The sequence below is a fragment of the Spirosoma horti genome (assembly GCF_054776595.1).
Genome location: NZ_BAAHBQ010000004.1, coordinates 25,116 through 43,343, shown reverse-complemented (window position 1 = coordinate 43,343; position 18,228 = coordinate 25,116). Strand labels below are relative to the sequence as shown.

At 47.6% G+C, this 18,228-nt stretch carries 14 protein-coding genes and 1 tRNA gene; 11 read left to right on the top strand and 4 right to left on the bottom strand.

What is annotated here, in order from left to right:
- Positions 1 to 145 precede the first annotated feature (145 nt).
- Entirely contained in the window at positions 146 to 1,915 is a 1,770-nt protein-coding gene (locus ACYVAM_RS11805) for a serine hydrolase (protein ID WP_461067148.1), read from the bottom strand.
- Between the two features lie 291 nt (positions 1,916 to 2,206).
- Here ACYVAM_RS11805 and ACYVAM_RS11800 point away from each other — a divergent pair, with 291 nt between their 5' ends.
- Entirely contained in the window at positions 2,207 to 2,608 is a 402-nt protein-coding gene (locus tag ACYVAM_RS11800) for a DUF2147 domain-containing protein (protein WP_461067146.1), read from the top strand.
- Positions 2,609 to 2,759: 151 nt separating this feature from the next.
- On the opposite strand, the gene ACYVAM_RS11795 is transcribed toward ACYVAM_RS11800, so the two are convergent.
- The 3 genes from ACYVAM_RS11795 to ACYVAM_RS11785 form a co-directional block, all read right to left on the bottom strand.
- Positions 2,760 to 2,831, bottom strand: a tRNA-Arg gene (locus ACYVAM_RS11795).
- Positions 2,832 to 2,901: 70 nt separating this feature from the next.
- Positions 2,902 to 4,182, bottom strand: coding sequence for a GTPase HflX (gene hflX, locus ACYVAM_RS11790; protein ID WP_461067144.1), 1,281 nt, complete (start codon positions 4,180 to 4,182; stop codon positions 2,902 to 2,904).
- A gap of 146 nt (positions 4,183 to 4,328) precedes the next feature.
- Positions 4,329 to 5,714, bottom strand: coding sequence for an MATE family efflux transporter (locus ACYVAM_RS11785; protein WP_461067142.1), 1,386 nt, complete (start codon positions 5,712 to 5,714; stop codon positions 4,329 to 4,331).
- Between the two features lie 52 nt (positions 5,715 to 5,766).
- Between ACYVAM_RS11785 and ACYVAM_RS11780 the strand changes: the two genes are divergently transcribed.
- From ACYVAM_RS11780 to ACYVAM_RS11735, 10 genes are all read left to right on the top strand, one after another.
- On the top strand, positions 5,767 to 5,937 hold the full coding sequence (locus ACYVAM_RS11780) for a hypothetical protein (protein WP_461067140.1): 171 nt from the start codon (positions 5,767 to 5,769) through the stop codon (positions 5,935 to 5,937).
- A 939-nt stretch (positions 5,938 to 6,876) separates the two neighbouring features.
- A complete protein-coding gene (locus ACYVAM_RS11775; RefSeq protein ID WP_461067138.1) occupies positions 6,877 to 7,608 on the top strand; it encodes a LytR/AlgR family response regulator transcription factor in 732 nt (243 codons plus the stop codon).
- Positions 7,598 to 9,586 (top strand): ATP-binding protein, encoded by a 1,989-nt coding sequence (locus ACYVAM_RS11770; protein WP_461067136.1) that lies wholly within the window; start codon positions 7,598 to 7,600, stop codon positions 9,584 to 9,586. Before ACYVAM_RS11775 ends, ACYVAM_RS11770 begins: the two co-directional genes overlap by 11 nt.
- A 663-nt stretch (positions 9,587 to 10,249) precedes the next feature.
- Entirely contained in the window at positions 10,250 to 10,729 is a 480-nt protein-coding gene (locus tag ACYVAM_RS11765; protein ID WP_461067135.1) for a hypothetical protein, read from the top strand.
- Positions 10,730 to 10,845: 116 nt separating this feature from the next.
- Positions 10,846 to 11,574 carry a LytR/AlgR family response regulator transcription factor gene (locus ACYVAM_RS11760; protein WP_461067133.1) on the top strand — a complete coding sequence of 243 codons (729 nt, stop codon included), beginning with the start codon at positions 10,846 to 10,848 and terminating at the stop codon, positions 11,572 to 11,574.
- An 897-nt stretch (positions 11,575 to 12,471) separates the two neighbouring features.
- Positions 12,472 to 13,365, top strand: coding sequence for a gliding motility-associated C-terminal domain-containing protein (locus tag ACYVAM_RS11755; protein WP_461067131.1), 894 nt, complete (start codon positions 12,472 to 12,474; stop codon positions 13,363 to 13,365).
- Positions 13,366 to 13,415: 50 nt separating this feature from the next.
- Positions 13,416 to 14,375, top strand: coding sequence for a PorP/SprF family type IX secretion system membrane protein (locus tag ACYVAM_RS11750; RefSeq protein ID WP_461067129.1), 960 nt, complete (start codon positions 13,416 to 13,418; stop codon positions 14,373 to 14,375).
- 134 nt (positions 14,376 to 14,509) lie between these two features.
- Positions 14,510 to 15,505, top strand: coding sequence for a DUF6089 family protein (locus ACYVAM_RS11745; RefSeq protein ID WP_461067127.1), 996 nt, complete (start codon positions 14,510 to 14,512; stop codon positions 15,503 to 15,505).
- A gap of 163 nt (positions 15,506 to 15,668) precedes the next feature.
- Positions 15,669 to 15,938, top strand: a complete 270-nt coding sequence (locus tag ACYVAM_RS11740) for a hypothetical protein (protein ID WP_461067125.1) — start codon at positions 15,669 to 15,671, stop codon at positions 15,936 to 15,938.
- Between the two features lie 77 nt (positions 15,939 to 16,015).
- Positions 16,016 to 17,890, top strand: coding sequence for a sugar-binding domain-containing protein (locus tag ACYVAM_RS11735; protein ID WP_461067123.1), 1,875 nt, complete (start codon positions 16,016 to 16,018; stop codon positions 17,888 to 17,890).
- The last annotated feature ends 338 nt before the right edge of the window (positions 17,891 to 18,228 follow it).

The window sequence follows — 18,228 nt, the reverse complement described above, 5'->3', positions numbered from 1 at the left end:
ACCGTTACCCGTCTGAAGGATTATTTTTTGGTAAAGCCTGTAATCGATTACAGGCGCATGATTGTCTGAGCCAAGCGCCAGCTTGACCATAGAAATTACCCAGGCCAGGCCATTCACTTGTTATTTCGACCAGGCAGTATATAGCCTATTTCTCGACTACATCATAATCAGTGACCAGCCCGTCGGCAGTCAGGTAGACCAGCAGGTAGCGCGTAGTATGTTCACTGTCAAATGTGTAGTGTACTATTTGACTGACGTTGCCTTCGTGGCGTTCGATGCCTCGTCCGTTCACATCTTCTGCATTGACAAACGTTATGGTTTTAATATCAGAGAGCACATTGGTCCCGACAGCGAAATCTTTTCGCACACCAGCAGTTACATTCGGGGCAGCCTCAATGGCTTTACCGCCCTGAGCCATGGCTTTTATGGCCGTTTCAATTTTGCGGGTACGCGCCGGATCTGGATCCGGTATTGGCTTTAAGGTGTGAAATAAGGGCCCAATCCGCGGTATTTTTCGTTCGTCTTTCCCGCGTTTCCAGATTAATTCGGTCACATTTCCTGACGCATCGGGATGAAAGGTTAAATAAATATCCTGCTCCCTTGATGCAAAATGCGTAGCTGTTTCAGGCACAAACTCTTCATCGGGAAGGCCGTCGGCCAGCGTAACCAACCCATCCCGCGTCGCCATAAAGGTAATGATCTGGTTATTTGCCAGCTCGTATCGGCCCTCATAGGCCGTAAGCTGAGTAGCCGGGACGGGAACGGCCGTGCGCTTAATGGCGGTTGCTTCTGAGAAGTCGGCCCAATGATAGGTTTTGGCCACTTCGTCCATAATTCGGCTAACCATATGCGAGTTATCGTTGGCATTGATCATGATCACAACACCCTGGCCCGTTTCAATGCCAGCTGTCATGGCCGCATCAAACCCTTCATCTCGACCATTGTGGCCAAAACGCATGGTATGCCCTTTGCCTTGCAGGAAAACCCCTAATCCATCGTTGTCTTTCTGGTTGGTAAGCATCTGTTGAGTCATTGTCTGGGACAAGACGCCCCCCGCTTTACCGGCAAACGCACGCTGGATGCCAATAGCAAAACGCGCCAGATCGGAAGGAGTTGTCCATAAACCGGCTGCGGCCATTTCGGGATAAATATGCCACCGCCCTTTTACGACACGTCGATCCCCGTAGTAGCCTGTTGCCGTTTCTTTGGCTTTGTCGGGGGGGAGTGGTTGCTGGTACGTACTTTGCTTCATGCCTAACGGATCTAAGACTGTTTGCTGCAGGTATGCTGGAAATGATTTGCCCGTTACATCCAGCATAAGTTGCTGCATGACGGTGTATCCCCCGCCCGAATACCGCCAACGGGTTCCCGGAACAAAATCGACACGAACCGCAGCGGTGTTGGCCGGCGATGTACCATCCAGAATTTGCACAACCGTAGGAATGGGTTTACCAACCTCATAGCCAGGAAAACCGTGAACGGTTAGCCCGGTTGTGTGGCTAAGTAAGCCGCGGAGTGTGACCTTCTTTTCTTTAGTGAACTCATTCTCGGGGACTTTCCAGGTGTGTAGTTTGGCGTTAACATCCTCATCGAGGGATAATTTACCGGCTTCTACCAGCGTAAGGGCACCTACTGCTGCAACCGATTTACTGATCGACCCGGCCTGGAATAACGTGGAAGCCGTAACAGGTATCTTGCCGCCTTGATCGATGAAGCCGTACCCTTGTGCTTTAACGATTTTACCATTCTGAATGATGGCTATGGATAGGCCAGGCACTTGCCGTTTTCGGAGCTGTTCCCGGATAAAATCATCCAGATCATCTGCATGAGCCGCCGAAACAACGAGGGGCAGGAACGCAATTAGTAAGCGGAGTTGACGCATGGCGAAGATGAGCAGGTAAGACGATATCGTCAAAGATGCAAAAACGGGCAGATAAGTTGCAGACCAGTAGTATACTCCTACAACGGATTGACCTGGATAGGTGTAAAAACGAACGTTCAGCTATATACCTGTTTCTGAGATCAGCTGCTGGATGCGTATGGCAATATGCAGGCCAGGTCTGGTTTTTAACAACAATTAGTGCCAAATTGGCTTATATAAAAAGGAAACGTACTTCTCTGATTGTATAAGCTCCTCACTATGAGTTATTTATTTCCTGATCATAAATTGCCAGGTCTAATGTAAAGGCAAAAATCCTGTGTGCGAATGCAAATTGTTATCCGTTGTTGTCGAATTTTTCTGGGATTGTTGCTCGTCGCATTAGTAGGCGCCGTGCCCGATCCACCGGGCGACCAGATCCTGGGTCGATGGCTGTTTCCTTCTCAGGGCTCCAGCGTCAATATTTACCGGCAAGGGAATCGTTATTTTGTCAGGGTCGCGGAGGTGGACCAGGCGGGCGAAAAAAACTATGGTTTGGTGAAAGACAGCGTGTTGATCCGCGATTTGGGGTACAATGGAGCAGAGTGGACGGGAGGGCGATTGACTCATCCCAAAACGGGCATGTCGTTGAGTGTCGAAGTGCGTATGGAAGAGCCACATGCCCTGAACGTAACCATATATAAAGGGATCAAACTACTCCGTAAAACATTCGTAATGACCCGCCAATAGATACGCTATTCTCTCCAGGAGGAAATGGTAGTGCTGGACATGACCTCCTTCTGTCAACATTGATTTGCTGGAGAAGAGAAAGAAAAGGTTTACATACAAATAAAACAAGCCTCTAATTCATAATGAATTAGAGGCTTGTTTTATTTGTATGTAGTCCCGACGGGAATCGAACCCATATCAAGCGTTTAGGAAACGCTTATTCTATCCGTTGAACTACGGGACCAAAATGAAAACCTATAAGGTTTCAAAAACCTTATAGGTTTGTCACAGCGTGCAAAATTGCTGAAAATCCCTCAACCAGCCAAACCGTCACCAAAGTCATCTGCCGATTCACTGAGCGGAACGCCCACCCAGTTCGGGTAAATGAAGTAATGCTTCTCTTTGACCAGCGTATACAGCAACTCCCGTAGCTCGCCTACGTTCTCGCCCGTTTCGGCTGAGATGAAGGCTACGTAATCCGCCTTTTGGGCCAGATAGGTCTTCTTAAGGTATTCCAGCGCGGTTTTTCGTTGTACCGCTATCGGAATCATCACCTCTTCTCCGCCATTGAACACCTCATCTTCCTCGGGCAATTCAGCTTTTTCCATCCAGGACGCTTTTGGCGAGAACCGATCCATTTTGTTGAAAACGAGGACCATTGGTTTGTCGGCGGCTTTGATATCGGCCAGCGTCGCGTTCACGACCTCAATCTGCTCCTCAAAATTAGGATGGGATACATCCACTACGTGAACCAGAATGTCGGCTTCGCGCACCTCATCGAGCGTCGATTTAAACGACTCGATGAGCATCGTGGGCAGTTTACGAATAAACCCTACCGTGTCGGTCAGCAAAAATGGAATATTGCCCAGTGTTACTTTGCGAACCGTCGAGTCGACCGTTGCAAACAGTTTGTTTTCGGCAAATACGTCGGTTTTTGCCATCGTGCGCATCAAGGTAGATTTTCCTACGTTCGTATAGCCAACCAAAGCCACCCGCACCAGGCGGTCACGCTCTTTACGGCGCGTTACGCTTTGCTTGTCGATCTTGGCAAGTTTTTCCTTTAGGAAGGCAATCCGGTCTTTCACGATCCGACGGTCCGTTTCAAGCTCTTTCTCTCCCGGTCCACGCATCCCCACACCACCCTTCTGGCTGGTTAAGTGGCTCCACATCCGGGTCAGACGCGGGTACATGTACTGGTATTGCGCCAACTCAACCTGCACCCGGGACTGAGCGGTTTGCGCCCGCATCGAGAAAATGTTCAGAATGAGCAGACTGCGATCCAGTACTTTGATTTCCTTAAAGCTATCTTCCAGATTCCGCACCTGAGATGGCGTCAGGTCATCATCGAAAATGATGCAGTCGACCGGATTGTCCAGAATAAATGTCTGAATCTCTTCCAGCTTTCCCTTGCCAACGAACGTACGGTTGTCCGGATGCTCAAGTTTCTGCGTAAACGACTTAATCGTTTTAACGCCCGACGTTTCGGCCAGAAAGGCCAATTCGTCCAGATAATCTTTCGTTTGCTCGGCCGTCTGTTTTTGGGTAATCAGAGCGACCAGAACAGCGGTTTCGAGTGGTTTATGTGTGTCGAACATGTATATGCTAAAAGGTGATTAGGCAGCTTATTGCCTGCGATAATGAACTGAATCATACGCAGAAAAAGCGATAAGCCTGTAAATTATAACGGGCCATATTGGGTAAAAGTTTCGGCAATGACCCCCGCCGAAACAAGCCGGTAAGCTTAGACCTGAACCGTTTTCCAGCGCCCCCGACGGAACACCAGAACCGCAATCCCAGCCAGCAATGTTTCGCTGATCGCCACGGACCAGAATACGCCCGGAGGCCCCCAGTTCAACACGTGAGCCAGGGTGTACGCCAATGGAATTTCAACCAGCCAAAAACACACGATGTTGATCATTGTTGGGGTACGGGTGTCACCGGCCCCGTTGAGCGACTGGCTTAGCACCATACCATAGGCCATGAACAGGTAGCCCAGACAGAAGATCCGAAGGCATTCCACAGCAATGGCAACTACCTTGGCGTTATTGTCGAACAGGCCGACAATGGGCGTGGCACCCAGGAAAAAACCAACACCTACGGCCGCTAAAAAGAGCATGTTGCAGAAAGCCGCCCGCCAGGCGGAGGTTTCGGCACGTTCGGGCTGTCCGGCCCCCAGATTCTGCCCCACCAGGGTGGCGGCTGCGTTGGCCAGGCCCCACGAAGGCAAAATGGTGAATACGATAATGCGAATGGCAATGGTATACCCAGCCACCACATCGCTGCCAAACGTCGACAGAATGCGTGTCAGGAATATCCAACTAGCCGAACCAACCAGAAACTGGCTGGTACCACCGATGGCCAGCTTAAGCAGGTTCCGAATGAGACCGGCGTCTGGCATGACGTCGGAACGAAGAACCCGTATGGCTCCTTTCGCTCGGGTCAGAGCATACAACTGGTATAAAACCCCGATTGTCCGGCCAATGGTTGTTGCCACGGCGGATCCCATCACGCCCAGTTCGGGAATGGGCCCCAATCCGAAAATGAATACCGGGCAAAGCACAATATTGACGCCATTAGCCAGCCATAGTGACCGCATCGCTACGGAGGCATCGCCTGACCCCCGCAGGCATCCACTCAAGGTGTATAGCAACATGATGGCCGGAGAACTGGCAAAAATCATCCGGGTGAAGTTTACCCCATTTCCGATCAGCTTTTGGTCGGCGCCCATCAGTCGAAGAATATCTTCGGCAAACACAAAACCGGCAATACCCATCAACAGGCTCATTGCCACGGATACAAGAATCACCTGCCCGGCTACCGTGCCTGCGCCCCGGTGGTTGTCTTCGCCCACCCGTCGGGATACCAGCGCCGTTGCCGCCGTGCTCAGGCCAATGGCGATGGAGTACACAATGGTCAGAACCGACTCCGTCAGGCCTACCGTCGCAATAGCTTCTGTTCCAATTTTGGCAACGAAAAACACGTCGACTACGGCAAAGAGCGACTCCATGACCATCTCCAGAATCATTGGTACCGACAACAGGAAAATGGCCCGATTGATACTGCCGGAGGTGAAATTAGTTTCCGAACCGCGTAATGCGGCCAGGAACAACCGAATAAATTTGGTCATTGGGACAATAGATTATGTCGAAGACGCCGTAGCGACTGACAGTGCAGAAAGAATGGACGAACAGGAATGGCCAGCCCAGGCGGGCGGCAGGAATCAGAAGAAGAAAACCGATGGTTCGGTTCTTAAGCGAGGAAAATCATGGGCGTTGTCGGAACCGCCAGCGCGGTCGCAGTTAAGGCTGCAAACCTACAATTTTCTTTTTGAAAAAACCAAATACGTTTGAGTGAACGGTCGTTAGCGCCAAATTGGCGGCTAAAAAGGAAATCAATACGATCGAAACGAAGGTGAGCGATTCGGCCGCTAAGGCTACCTATCTGACCGACGAGGCTAAATCGGTGATTGATAAGGTAAACAATGTCTTTAGAATAAACTAGGTTACTTTCTGATGTAGACCTGAGCGTCATTGATCCGGTGACCGACCAAAACCCGACGGGTGGATTGGGCACAGGTACTGCCATCTGGTGCATTGTATCAAATTTTCTCTCTTTTTATAGGTGGCTGGGTAGCCGGTCGGTTGGCTGCGATAACGTTCGTTGGTGCGGGGGCTGGTTTATAGCCCTCAAGATAGCGGACGTAGAGGCTTAAATGGTGCCTGCTTTAGCTACGGAAAAGATGCAGTTTCACTTTTTACGAATAATCATAAGTGTATACATACTACTTGGTAAGTTACTGTTTTTTAAATACATTTGCTCAAAAAGAAACTAGGTGTAGCTTTATATAAGATATTATATAAGCTTGTGACTTAGTCAATATTTATGTGAACTAAACTTATATTTTACATTAGTCGCCCATAATTAGGTTCTGGTGATTCAATAGGTTTGATTGGTAACAAATTAATTCTTCTATAGAATAAAAATTATGGGTATTAGCAGAAATCAATGTAATACAATTATCTAGGTTCAGGTGGATTTAGGGCGCTTGTTGGGCGGTTTTCTAAAAAAATTTAGCCAACTGAAAGCAAGTGCTAGTCCGCCCAGTGTGGTTTCAGGCCTGTAAATAACCGTCTATGCTTGCACAATGTAGTTCTTGTTCTTTGCTAATTTTTTACTTAGGTTAATTTCCTAACTCGATCAGGCTATGTCGCTATAAAGTAGGTAGGCTAGTAGATTTTGTTGCTCAAAACGGTAAATAGTATACTTCCCTCTTTTTAACTGAACAGGTTATGATTAACCACACGTATTTAATTGTTGACGATTCGCCGGCAGATGTAGCATTACTTCAACATCAGCTGAGCCTGATCCCAATTTTGAAACAAGTATATGTATGTGAGACTGTAAATGAGGCCCTGGCGCATCTGATGGCGCAACCTTGCCATTTACTGTTTCTGGATATAAACCTCCCCGGTCAGCTGGGCATCGACTGGTTGCGGAACTCGCCACACCGTCCACCGGTGATCGTGACTACTAGCTCGCCCGATTACGCGTTGGATTGTTACGATCTTGAAGTTGTTGATTATCTAGTCAAACCCTATACGATTGATCGGCTGATGCGTGCCATTAGCCGTACGGTTGACGACAAGCTGGCGAAACCACGCATTGACTCCCAAAATATATTTCTACACGTAAACAGACGACTTCGAAAATTCAACTTTCACGACATTATGTATTTCGAAGCCTTTGCGGCCTATACCAAGATTCATACCGTGTCGGAAGTGGTGGTTACCAGTGAGTCGATTTCCATACTGGAAAGTCGGTTGCCCTCCAGTCAATTCATCCGTATTCAGAAATCATTTATCATTAATCTGGAGAAGTTAACCGCCATTGAGCACCGGGCTGTCTGGCTGAACGAAACGAAATTGCCCATTGGCCAGCGTTTTCGGGATGCAATTGGAGCCTTATTCCGTAGTAAATCCAGCAAAGTGGATGCTACCGACTGGGCCAGTCATGACGCTTAGGCAAGGGGTTATTTTCGTAAGTACGTTGCTTGCGTTAGCCAGCTCTCCCAGAAGTCTTAAAGGTCAATCAACCGACGCGCTCACCGTTCGGTTGATTGCCTATGCCGATTCGGCGTATAAGCTGATGAACAAAAACCATGACAGCCTGGCATTCAGGTTGCTCAACGCCACGCTGCACAATCCCCAATATCGAAAATCTATAGTGGGAACCAGCCATTTACTGTATGAGCTGGCGCTCCTGGAGCGCAAACAGGGCCACCTTGATAAAGCGCTTCAGTTGTTGAAGCAGGCCGATACGCTGGTTACTCAGACACGCGATAGCCTGCTTTTAAGCCGGATCAATTATGCGATGGGTATCTGTTACACAGATTTGGGTGACTATTCCAGAGCCATAAGCCAGTTACATCGCACAGTGCGATACAACATCAGGGGAAAGGATAGCTATTCCACAATATCTGCCTATATGTTACTGGGTGAGGTGCATAATCTGATGGGCAACAAGAAGCTTTATCTGGCTTATGAACGACAGGCTGGCCTGTTGATAAATCGTACAAGCGACATACGGATACGTATAAGCTACTACATGTCGTTGGCTGAATTTATGAATGGGGAAAAGAAATACAAAAATGCGCTTTTTTACATCGTAAAAGCTATAGAAATAATACCGAGAGATTTTAAAGAAGAAAATGCTAATTTTTTAATGTTTAGTTACCTGTTGATGGCTCAGGCCTACCAGGGTCTGGGCGATATACCAGCCGCTGAACAAGCTGTAACGCGAGCAATATACTGGGAGGAATATCATCAGTCCCTTGATACCAAATCCATCCTTTATGTAAGGAGGGCCAGCCTCCTGGCGGCCCAACGGCAGTACCGCCAGGCAGCGCTGCTAGGCAAGGAGGCTGTAAGGCTGGCACGGTTAAGTCAACGGCCTGACCTTGTATTAGCTGCTCTTGACAGTCTGCAGCATCTTCAATTTCTCGATGGCCAACATCAGGCGGCCTGGCGAACCGCTCAGGCTGTCCGGCAACTGGACGACAGCCTGTTATCGGTGGCAAAAACCAAAGCGGTTGCCGATTTGGATACCCGTTACAAGGTAGCAGCTAAAGAAGCGACGATTCAGGAACTCCGTAATGAAGCGATGATCCAAAAGCTTCAGGTCGAAGCGCGACAGCGTGATCTGGAGGAAGCGAACCAGCAACAGATCAGACTTTTATGGATAGCGCTCTCCCTGACTTTGGGGATGATTGGCGTCGGTTTTATGCTCTGGCGATCCCAACAGTTGCAGCAGCAAACTGAACAGCAGCGACAAATACTGGAAAGCCAGGCTATAGAATTACAGGAACTGAGTCATTACAAAGACAAACTATTTGGCATGGTGAGTCATGATTTACGGGTGCCAGTCATTGCCCTGAAGCGGCTTATTACGGAGGAAAAACAGACGTATCCCACGGCCGCTGAGTGGTCTACCTTGCGGGCTACTCTGACAACCCATATCGAGCAGTTCTATACCCTGGTCAATAATGTATTATACTGGTCCCTGGGCCAGCGCGGACAGATCAGGCTACGGGCGCATTTGATCTTTCTGGATGAACTCGTTGCCGATAGTATCGAGCCGCTAGCGACCGAAATTAACCAGAAACGTCTTGTTATAATCAAGCATGTAGCCCATGAGCCGCTCGTCGCCGATGAAAATACCACAGGTCTGGTACTTCGGAACCTCATGCATAACGCTATTAAATTTACCCCCGCTGGCGGAACGATTACCCTGCGTTCTCTGCGAAATGATGACGAACTTAAGCTACTGATCCGTGATACCGGCCCAGGCCTGACCGCTACGCGCCACGGCCATTTGCCCAGTACTGGTTTAGGACTGGTCGTATCCGAAGAACTGATGACTAGTTCTGGAGGAACGTTGCGTGTTGGCGAAGTGGAACCCCACGGTACGGAGGTGGTCTTAAGCTGGCCACTGTCTGAGTAATCCTTGCCGATGAGCGTCCATTACTGTTTCAACGGCGAATTCATTAAATTATTTACTTATATAAGATAAAATATTATATAAATCATAATACATAAAGCGAATTTTTGTAGACAAAGACCATGCCATTCAATATAAATGAACAAGTAGGAAACTTCATTCGAGGTAAATAATGCCTTTTCATACTCATAAAACCACGAGTTATTAGTAATAAACGGCTTTATCAACCATTTGAAGGTAATATTTTACTACTTTGGCAGTACAATTGCTACATTAGTATATAAAGGTAACTTGCTTAACTTAAATAAAAGCCTGAAAAATATGCACTAAATCTATACATTAAATACAGCTATCAGGCTGTACACAATTGAGTTTGTATCTCATCTGGGCGTCTTTACGAAGGCAATGCCTGTAGAGTAGCACCTGGTTCGGTGAACCCACTAGTGTGCTTCTAATTGAATGAGCAACTGGTGAACCCGTGATTTGTCTGGACTAAGCCAGCACCTGGCTATCTATTTATGCAGGCCAGAATAGGGCTAGTGATGCCTACGCCCTTAACATACGATACCAGCGTCGCGAATGCCTCGAGGCTGACCTAGGGCTATGAAAAGGTATGGGGTGGGCTTTATCGTATTCATCGTGTTTCAACAGGTTAACTAAAATCTTATGGAACAAATTTTACTTCATCTACAGTCTTACTTTCATTTTCGAGGAGCCGTTTTACGATCCCTATCGTTTCAGCACTTGTCAAAATCGGAGTTTACCCGAATCACGGGCCTGAACGGTAATTCGAAGTACCGCCGTAGAACAAACCCTGATTTATGGAAACCCGCCGAGATTTATCGACTGGCTCGTGAACTGGGCCTTTGGGATGGAAGTACGAAACGGCTGGATCACCTGGCTGCTCTGCTGGACGAGTTGTCTGACCCCGAGAGGAAAGTGATCTTTAAAGCCAGCACACTTACTGAAGCCAAGCTACAGCTGCGGCTTTTAGATTCGGATTCCTGGCAGCCACAGGAACTGGAAAAGCTGAATGCCTGGTGCCGCCTGCACATGGCGTCAACCTTCAGAGGAGTGCACCCGGAGATCGTTAAAGTGAATGCTTCCCAAGGTCTGCAGGAGCCATCGCTCCGTCGTCAGCCATGAGCGGCTAAAAAATCAGTCCACAAGCGGGCTTTCGAGTATACCGTACAGCCTGCTTACTAGTGTTTGTTCCTTCTTTGCTGAACCTCCGTACATCCGTAAACTGTCCTTCTTAAAACATGGTTAAATTATTTCAGGCTCTTATTATAGACCCTAATTCTGAAGACGTGAATGCGCTGGTTAATGACCTGGAAGCAACGAAAATGTTTCATCGTCCCTACACCTGCGATAACCTTGAAGCCGCCTATCAATTACTGACTACGCAGGAAATTGACCTGATCTTTATGGAAGCCGAAATCAAAGGAAAATCTACACTTGATTTTATTTCATGGATGCCCGATCATCCGCCTATTATTGTGATTTCAGCGCACGCTGAATATGCTGTTCAGTGTTTTGATCTGAAGGTGGCCGATTTTATTCAAAAGCCTTATACGGTTCCTCGTTTATATAGAGCCATGAATAAAGCCTTATTGGCCCTGAAGTCGCCGGATACACCCAAACCTTCGTATACTATTCAGCCGGAACGGGGAAATATTTACCTGAAAATGGGGCGAAAAACAGTACGAGTTTATTTAGAAGATATTCAATTTTTTCAACCCTATGGTATTTATGTTAAAGTGTTTACAAAACAAGGCGTTCTGGTAGCAAATGAAAAAATATCGAAGATAGAAAGCCAGCTTATGAATAGTCAGTTTATTCGGATTCATAAATCATCTATTGTTAATGTTCAGCAGATTACGCGAATAGAAACAAAGACTATTCATGTCGATAAAAAACAGCTTCCTATTGGCGTAACGTACCATGACCGTGTACATGCTACCCTGAAAAAATTAGGTGTAGAAAAATAAAAAAACAGCTGCATGGCTAAAGATAAAAAGGGTAATGGCAATCTGCCATTACCCTTTTTTTATGAACTGACCATATGGTTTTAAGCTAAGCTTTATGTGTTGTCAGATGCTTGCATCTGGCAAGCAAGGACGGTTCTTAAGCCCTCGTTCTACTGGTCAAAATTGACCATTTCAGTGCCCTATTTCGTGGGGCCAATGATAACCGACATCAACACCGCACCATACCGGGTCCAGGCGTTTTAAAGACTGGTTCGGGCTGGTCTCGATGGCGACCATCCAATTACACCGCACCTAGTTCAGAAAACCGAATAAAAAGTTAAACGCATATTCAGTGAGAATGGCCAGATCCTTGCTAGGCCTATTCTCATGCATAAAAAGGGCCTGCAATAATGGCGCAACAGTTTTTTTTCTCTATAGAAAGAGCCCTTATTCATAGTGGTAAAAAAGGACATTCGATATATTAATTAAGGGTATTTGTACGCGGATCGTACTTTTTAGGATCAATATTAGTACGCTATTTTGGCTCTCTTCGCCTAAAAATTATCAATAGCGGCTTATCTAGCCATTTGCATATGGAAAATGCACCATTCATGTCAAATCTTCTACTTTTCGTTGGCCAAGCAACAGTGTACGCAAAGTATGCGCTCTTATTTGCTTATTAACCTAGTAATTATTGCCTAGTCAACACAGGCTATAACAGAGTTCAATTAGTTGAAACGATTTTTTTCAGCCTGTCGAGTTACTTATGTTACAGATGCCCGTCTTTAACAGATGTAATTCCGGTAGGGTGGTTTTTTGGCTATTTTTTCCATCAACCAGATGGGAAAAACGCTTTTGATTTTTTTAGTACTAAATGCCACAAATCATCTGTAATTACATCACGTTGAACGTATCTGTATGAAACTAAAATTTTACTTCCTTATATGTCTGGTTCTGGGTGCTATCTCCAGTTCGTTTGCCCAGAAAGGTAGGTTTTCAGTCCGTTTTGTAGTAAAATCGCTCGACTGTGTAACCGGAAAAGTAATCATTCGGGTTGATGTAAAATCCAGTTCGACAGATAGTACATTTCTGATGGGTGATGCCAATTACCGGTTCGATTACGACTCGCAGGTAATTAAAAATCCAGCCATTGTCAGCCAGGAAAATTACGCCAGTGTGGCCCCCGCCAGCGATACGCGCTACAATCCACAGACCCTGAACGGGAGCACCGCCGGACCTACGCTGGGAACCGTTTCGCTCAACACAACCTATGGCGGGTCCGGAACCGGCGCTAAACTCGTGCCCACCACCTGGACCACCGTTTCCTGCATTCAGTTCGATATCGTCAATACAACGCTGGTTACGTCCAACTGCTTTGGCCTGCGCTGGCATACCGATACCACTTTCCCGGTAACCGGCCTGAGTGAGGTAATCCTGAAAGCAAACAACGATCAGGTGAACTCGCTGGTGGCAAAAGCCAGTGGTGTGTTTCAGAACCTTTACGTCAAACCATTGGCTGAGGTTTGTGGTAGCCTTAGTTCGCCGGAAACGGGTGAATTTATGATTCCGGAAGGATTCTCGCCGGATGGAGATGGTATCAACGACCGGTTTGTACTCTACAATCTGGGCTCCCTGAAAGCCAGCCTTACGGTCTATAACCTGAGTGGTGCTATTATCTATAGCCAGGATAACTACCAGAACGACTGGGATGGAAAAACGGATCGTGGCGTAGCGCCAGCGGGTACGTATTTCTACAGCATTCGCCTGAGCGACGGGCGCTCGTTTGAGCGATCCATGACGATCAGCCATTGAGTCATCCAATACAGGTAAGCCTTAGCGTAATAATGATAAACTCGTGTTCAATGAAAAGATGGATATGCCTGCTCCTGCTAATGGCTGGGGTTAGCAATCTCGGCTGGGCACAGCAGGATAAGGTATTTTCTCAGTACATGTTCAATATGATGACCCTGAATCCAGCCTATGCTGGTAGTCGGGATGTTGTGAGCATGACGGCCTTGTATCGGAGCCAATGGACCGGTGTGCAGGGCGCTCCCCAAACGGCTACATTTACGATGGACATGCCGCTCAACAAAGAGCGGATCGGTGTCGGCCTTCAATTATACAGCGACCGGGTTGGCGTCTATGAAGAATCGGGTGGATTTGTTTCCTATGCCTTTCGGATTAACGTAGGTGCTCGAAGCAAACTAGCCTTGGGTTTACAGGGAGGGGCGTCAAGCTACCGCGGAAACCTGGCCGATGTACAAACCACACCGGGGAATACGGGCCAACTCGATCCGAACTTCTCGTACAACGTCTCTAAAATACTACCCAATTTTGGTACGGGCCTTTACTTGAGCAGCGACCGGGCTTACATTAGTCTGTCGGTGCCGAGGTTGATCAAAAATAAGCTGAATGAATACAATGTAAACGATCTGCGGTCTATACAGGTCAGGCAGGCCTATTTAGGGGCTGGCTTTTTGGTGAATCTGAGTCCTGTTGTCAAGATGAAACCCTCGACGCTGCTGCGTTATGCCGAAGGGTCGAACCTTGGGTTTGATGCCAATGTCAATTTCTGGTTTGCCGACCGAATCGCCCTCGGGGCTTCCGTTCGGAAGAACCAGTTTTCAACCTGGTCGTCGGCTACGACCGATGCGGTGATTGGTTTACTGGAAATTCAATTGACCAATCAGTTTCGGTTTGGCTATGCTTATGATCGTACGCTGAACAATTTTCGGGATGTAGCGCCCAGTTCGCATGAGATCATGCTTCGGTATGAATTTGGGATAGGCAAAAGCTCCATTCTGACTCCGCGCTATCTATAGTGGCTATGCGAGTGAAAATCAGTTACAGTAAGCCTGCCAGAAGAACTTATCCTGCACCTGTCCGTACGGTGCGGGATATTACCATTAGGGACGATTTACAACGGCTAAGCAGCGTTAGTTTATAAAAGCGTTTTATGGGAAGAAGCATCGGGAAGTGGGTTCTTTTACGAGTAATGGTCGTTGCTTTTTTGTTCCTGCATCAGGCCACCGTGAGTCTGGGACAACGGCGCTCCAAGGCTAGCTTTATACCTTATTCATCCGTCTCGGTCGGCGCTGGCACGTCAACCTATTTTGGTGATTTGGCAGGGTATAGTTTACCGATCAAAACATTGACTACATTACCGCGCTGGAATGTAGGACTTGGCTATACACGCCAGATGACACCCCATTTTGCCATTGGTACGACGTTTACCTGGGTGCGTATCGTGGGCGATGATTATACATACAGCAAAAATGACCCGACCCGGTTCGAAGCTCAGTATATTCGCAATCTTCACTTTCGCAACGATATAAAAGAAGCAGCGGTTAAGGGCATCTACAATTTCGTTGAAGATGGCCGTAATCCGAACTTCCGGGCCGCGCTCACACCGTACCTATTTGCAGGACTGGCCTTTGCATTCCATAATCCGGAAGCCCGGACACCGACCGCTACAAACGGTAATAACGGCGACTTTGCTGCGCGGGAATGGGTAAAGCTCCAGTTGCTCCATACAGAAGGGCAGGGGAACGCTGGTTACGACAAGCCTTACTCACTTGTTACGTTGGCTGTTCCGGTTGGTTTTGGCATGCGCTATCGCCTGAACCGGGCCGTCAATCTAGGTTTTGAGGTTGGCTTTCGGTTTACGTTCACCAATTATCTTGATGATGTAGGCGGAACGTATCCTAAACAGGATGTATTGACAGGTTTATCACTCATCATGTCTGACCGCCGGTTTGAGTACGACGCTGCCCGGGTCAACACCAACCGATATACGGTTGCACAAGAAATTCTTCAGACTAACCCCGCCCAGTTTACAACCGAAAACCGGGGAAGTAATGGATTGCAGAAGGACAGTTATTTATTGACCAACCTGTCGATTCACTACATTATTCCGACTCAGATTAAATGTCCATCTTTTTCACGGCGTTAATACGAAGGCAGGACTTTTGTGAATGGCCATAGCCTCACTTATTCCGTATTGATAAGCCCTTCGTAAGGTTTATTTTGTATAGTGCTTATCTGTACTGAGTTATCCGTATGTCCGTATGAATTTCAGCTTACCCGTTTCTTGATTGGTTTAATGAAGTCGAACTATGTACGCATTTTTTATTCTCTGTACAGATGATAACGGCAAGTATTACAACGGCCAGTTTCGCTCAACAACGATCGAAGCTGGATTTGATAGCTTAACACGGCTAACCCGGGAAGGGTGGAAACTACGGCACATTCGGTGTCTGGATCAGGATGATTGCTATGGGAACTGGATTGATTTACCTGCGGAAGCGTTTGATGATCGACCAATGGTCACTATCCTGCAAGAGCTACAAAACGAGTGGACGTGTCTATTATCTCCTTCTGCTTAATTAGCTATCCGGCTATGTGCCAGTAATTGAAGACGCGTATCTGAACAGGTCTGCTTACCTATTTTCTTCCTGCAAGTATGGAAACTAAGCGCCCAATGACCCGTTTTACACTTAATCGGCTTTCTGCCGATGCTGTACCTCAAGCCGATGGCCAACTATCTGCAACGGCTTTTCTCCCTGACAATTATCTGCTGCTTGATGGCGATTGGCGATTTGCGCTCGATCTTTATGACCAGGGAATACATGACTTATGGTGTATAAACCACTTATCGGCTGGCACTGTGCAGTGGCCCGGCTCCATCGAAGCCCATTTGAGCCACGTTAAAGAAAATGTATCTCCACACAAAAACGGGTTGCCCGTAAAAATAGTCATCTGGTATGAACGTGAATTTAGTCTGCCTGTTTGCACCGGGGCGCTGGAACACTCCATTCTTCAGCTTACATTTGGCGCCTGCGGCTACGAAACCCGTGTCTGGCTAAATGGCCATCCCCTTCGTACACTGGAAGATGAAGAGGTCCATCGTGGGAGCTATGTCTCTTTCTCCTACGAGTTGCCCGACCGGTACCTGCGACCGATTAACCGGCTTACGGTGCGTATTGCTGACTTTACAGAGGCCGACATCCGCTGTGCCGAGCAGGAATCGCACGTCTATAAACAAGGGACTAGTTGGTATCAGACCTGTGCGGGAACTGTACAAAGTGTGTGGCTTGAGATGGTTGACCGCAACCGGTTACGATCGCGCCTGGGCATTGTTAGCGTAGTCGAAGACCAACTGGTTCGCTTTAATGTCACAACGCGAATTCACGATCCAGGCCATTACCTGCTGTGCCTTCAGGTAGTTGATGTCATAACGGGCCATCAACTGGCCAGCTCTGACTTTTCGTTACGTTTAGAGGCTGGTCAAAAGCAGCAATGGGTAGTTGTTGAGGTAGATCATGCCCAACTGTGGTCGCCCCAGTTGCCTACCCGCTACCGACTCGTTGCGCAACTTATTGACCATATGGGGTATGCGGCTCAGGTTGAAACGCTCTTTGGCTTGCGGAAAATAGAAGCTCGTGGCCGCTATGTGTACCTCAACAATGAGCCTGTTTATCTGGATGGCATCGTGTATCGACCGGGTGGAGCCACTTTGGAGGAAATGCAACGGCACATGCGAGCGATAAAGGAACTGGGCTGTAATTTGGTGCGGGTACACATGGCCGGGGTTGACCCACGCATCTATACTCTGGCCGATGAGTTGGGTTTGTTACTCTGGATCGAAGTGCCTGGTCCCCTTGTCTCGACTGAGCGAAGCCGTCAGCACCATAAAGCTGAACTCCTGCGCATGCTATCCCTGATTGGTAGCCATCCCTCGGTGGTTATCTGGAGCCTGTATAACGAGGATCGGGGTGCTCAGGATAGTGCGGCCAATGCACAAACGCGTCAGTACATCATGGATATGTACCATTTCATGCAGGTGGCCTATCCACAATTTCTGGTGGTTGATAATGATGGGTGGCACCATATTTCCTACGAAGGACGTTTGAAATCAGATTTGCTAACAGCACACGTGCATACGTCGGATCCAGATCAATGGCAGGCCATACTGGACCGGCTGGAGGCAGGCGATTTTGTGCATCTGACCAACCATCCGCTGGTTGTGGGGGACCCTTTTTTCTATCGGCGGCAGGTCCCTATGATTGTTAGTGAGTGGGGTGGGTTTGTTAACGATAAAGGGCCTGATGGTTCGGTAAGGCAGGCCAGCCAAATTCGGCGGTTCAAGCAACTGGTACGGCAGCATGCACTGGCGGGCGACATCTACTGGCAGGCAATTGACGACAATAAAAATGGCAATGGGCTGATCAATCCACAAACGGGCATCCTGACCGTTCCAGCAAGCCTGCTGGAGTCGAGCATTAGCCAGCCAATTACCTCGAAAAGAAACAACACGAAGGTAAATGATGTGCGGTGATCAAACGGAGAGTGTTTCTCTGGAGCGTCATTGACGAGGGATAATCGATTAATGGACAAGTAATACCTGAAGACTATGGCTCAGCCTTAGAGCTACATAGTTAGCCTTTGAAATTCTTCAATTAACTCTGAATCGTTTTGGGTAGATATAGTAGCGTCGCTGGCGACGGATTTCAGCTTAAATTTTACCGAAAAATTGATTTTAAGTAAATATTTTATTTTCTAAAATAGAAAAATGGTAACTTTACATAGATAGTTTGCCGATTCGCAGTTTACCTGTTATCTCACATATGCCAAGGTAAATCTCACCATTCCTATCCGTTTTACATTTGGCTTGGC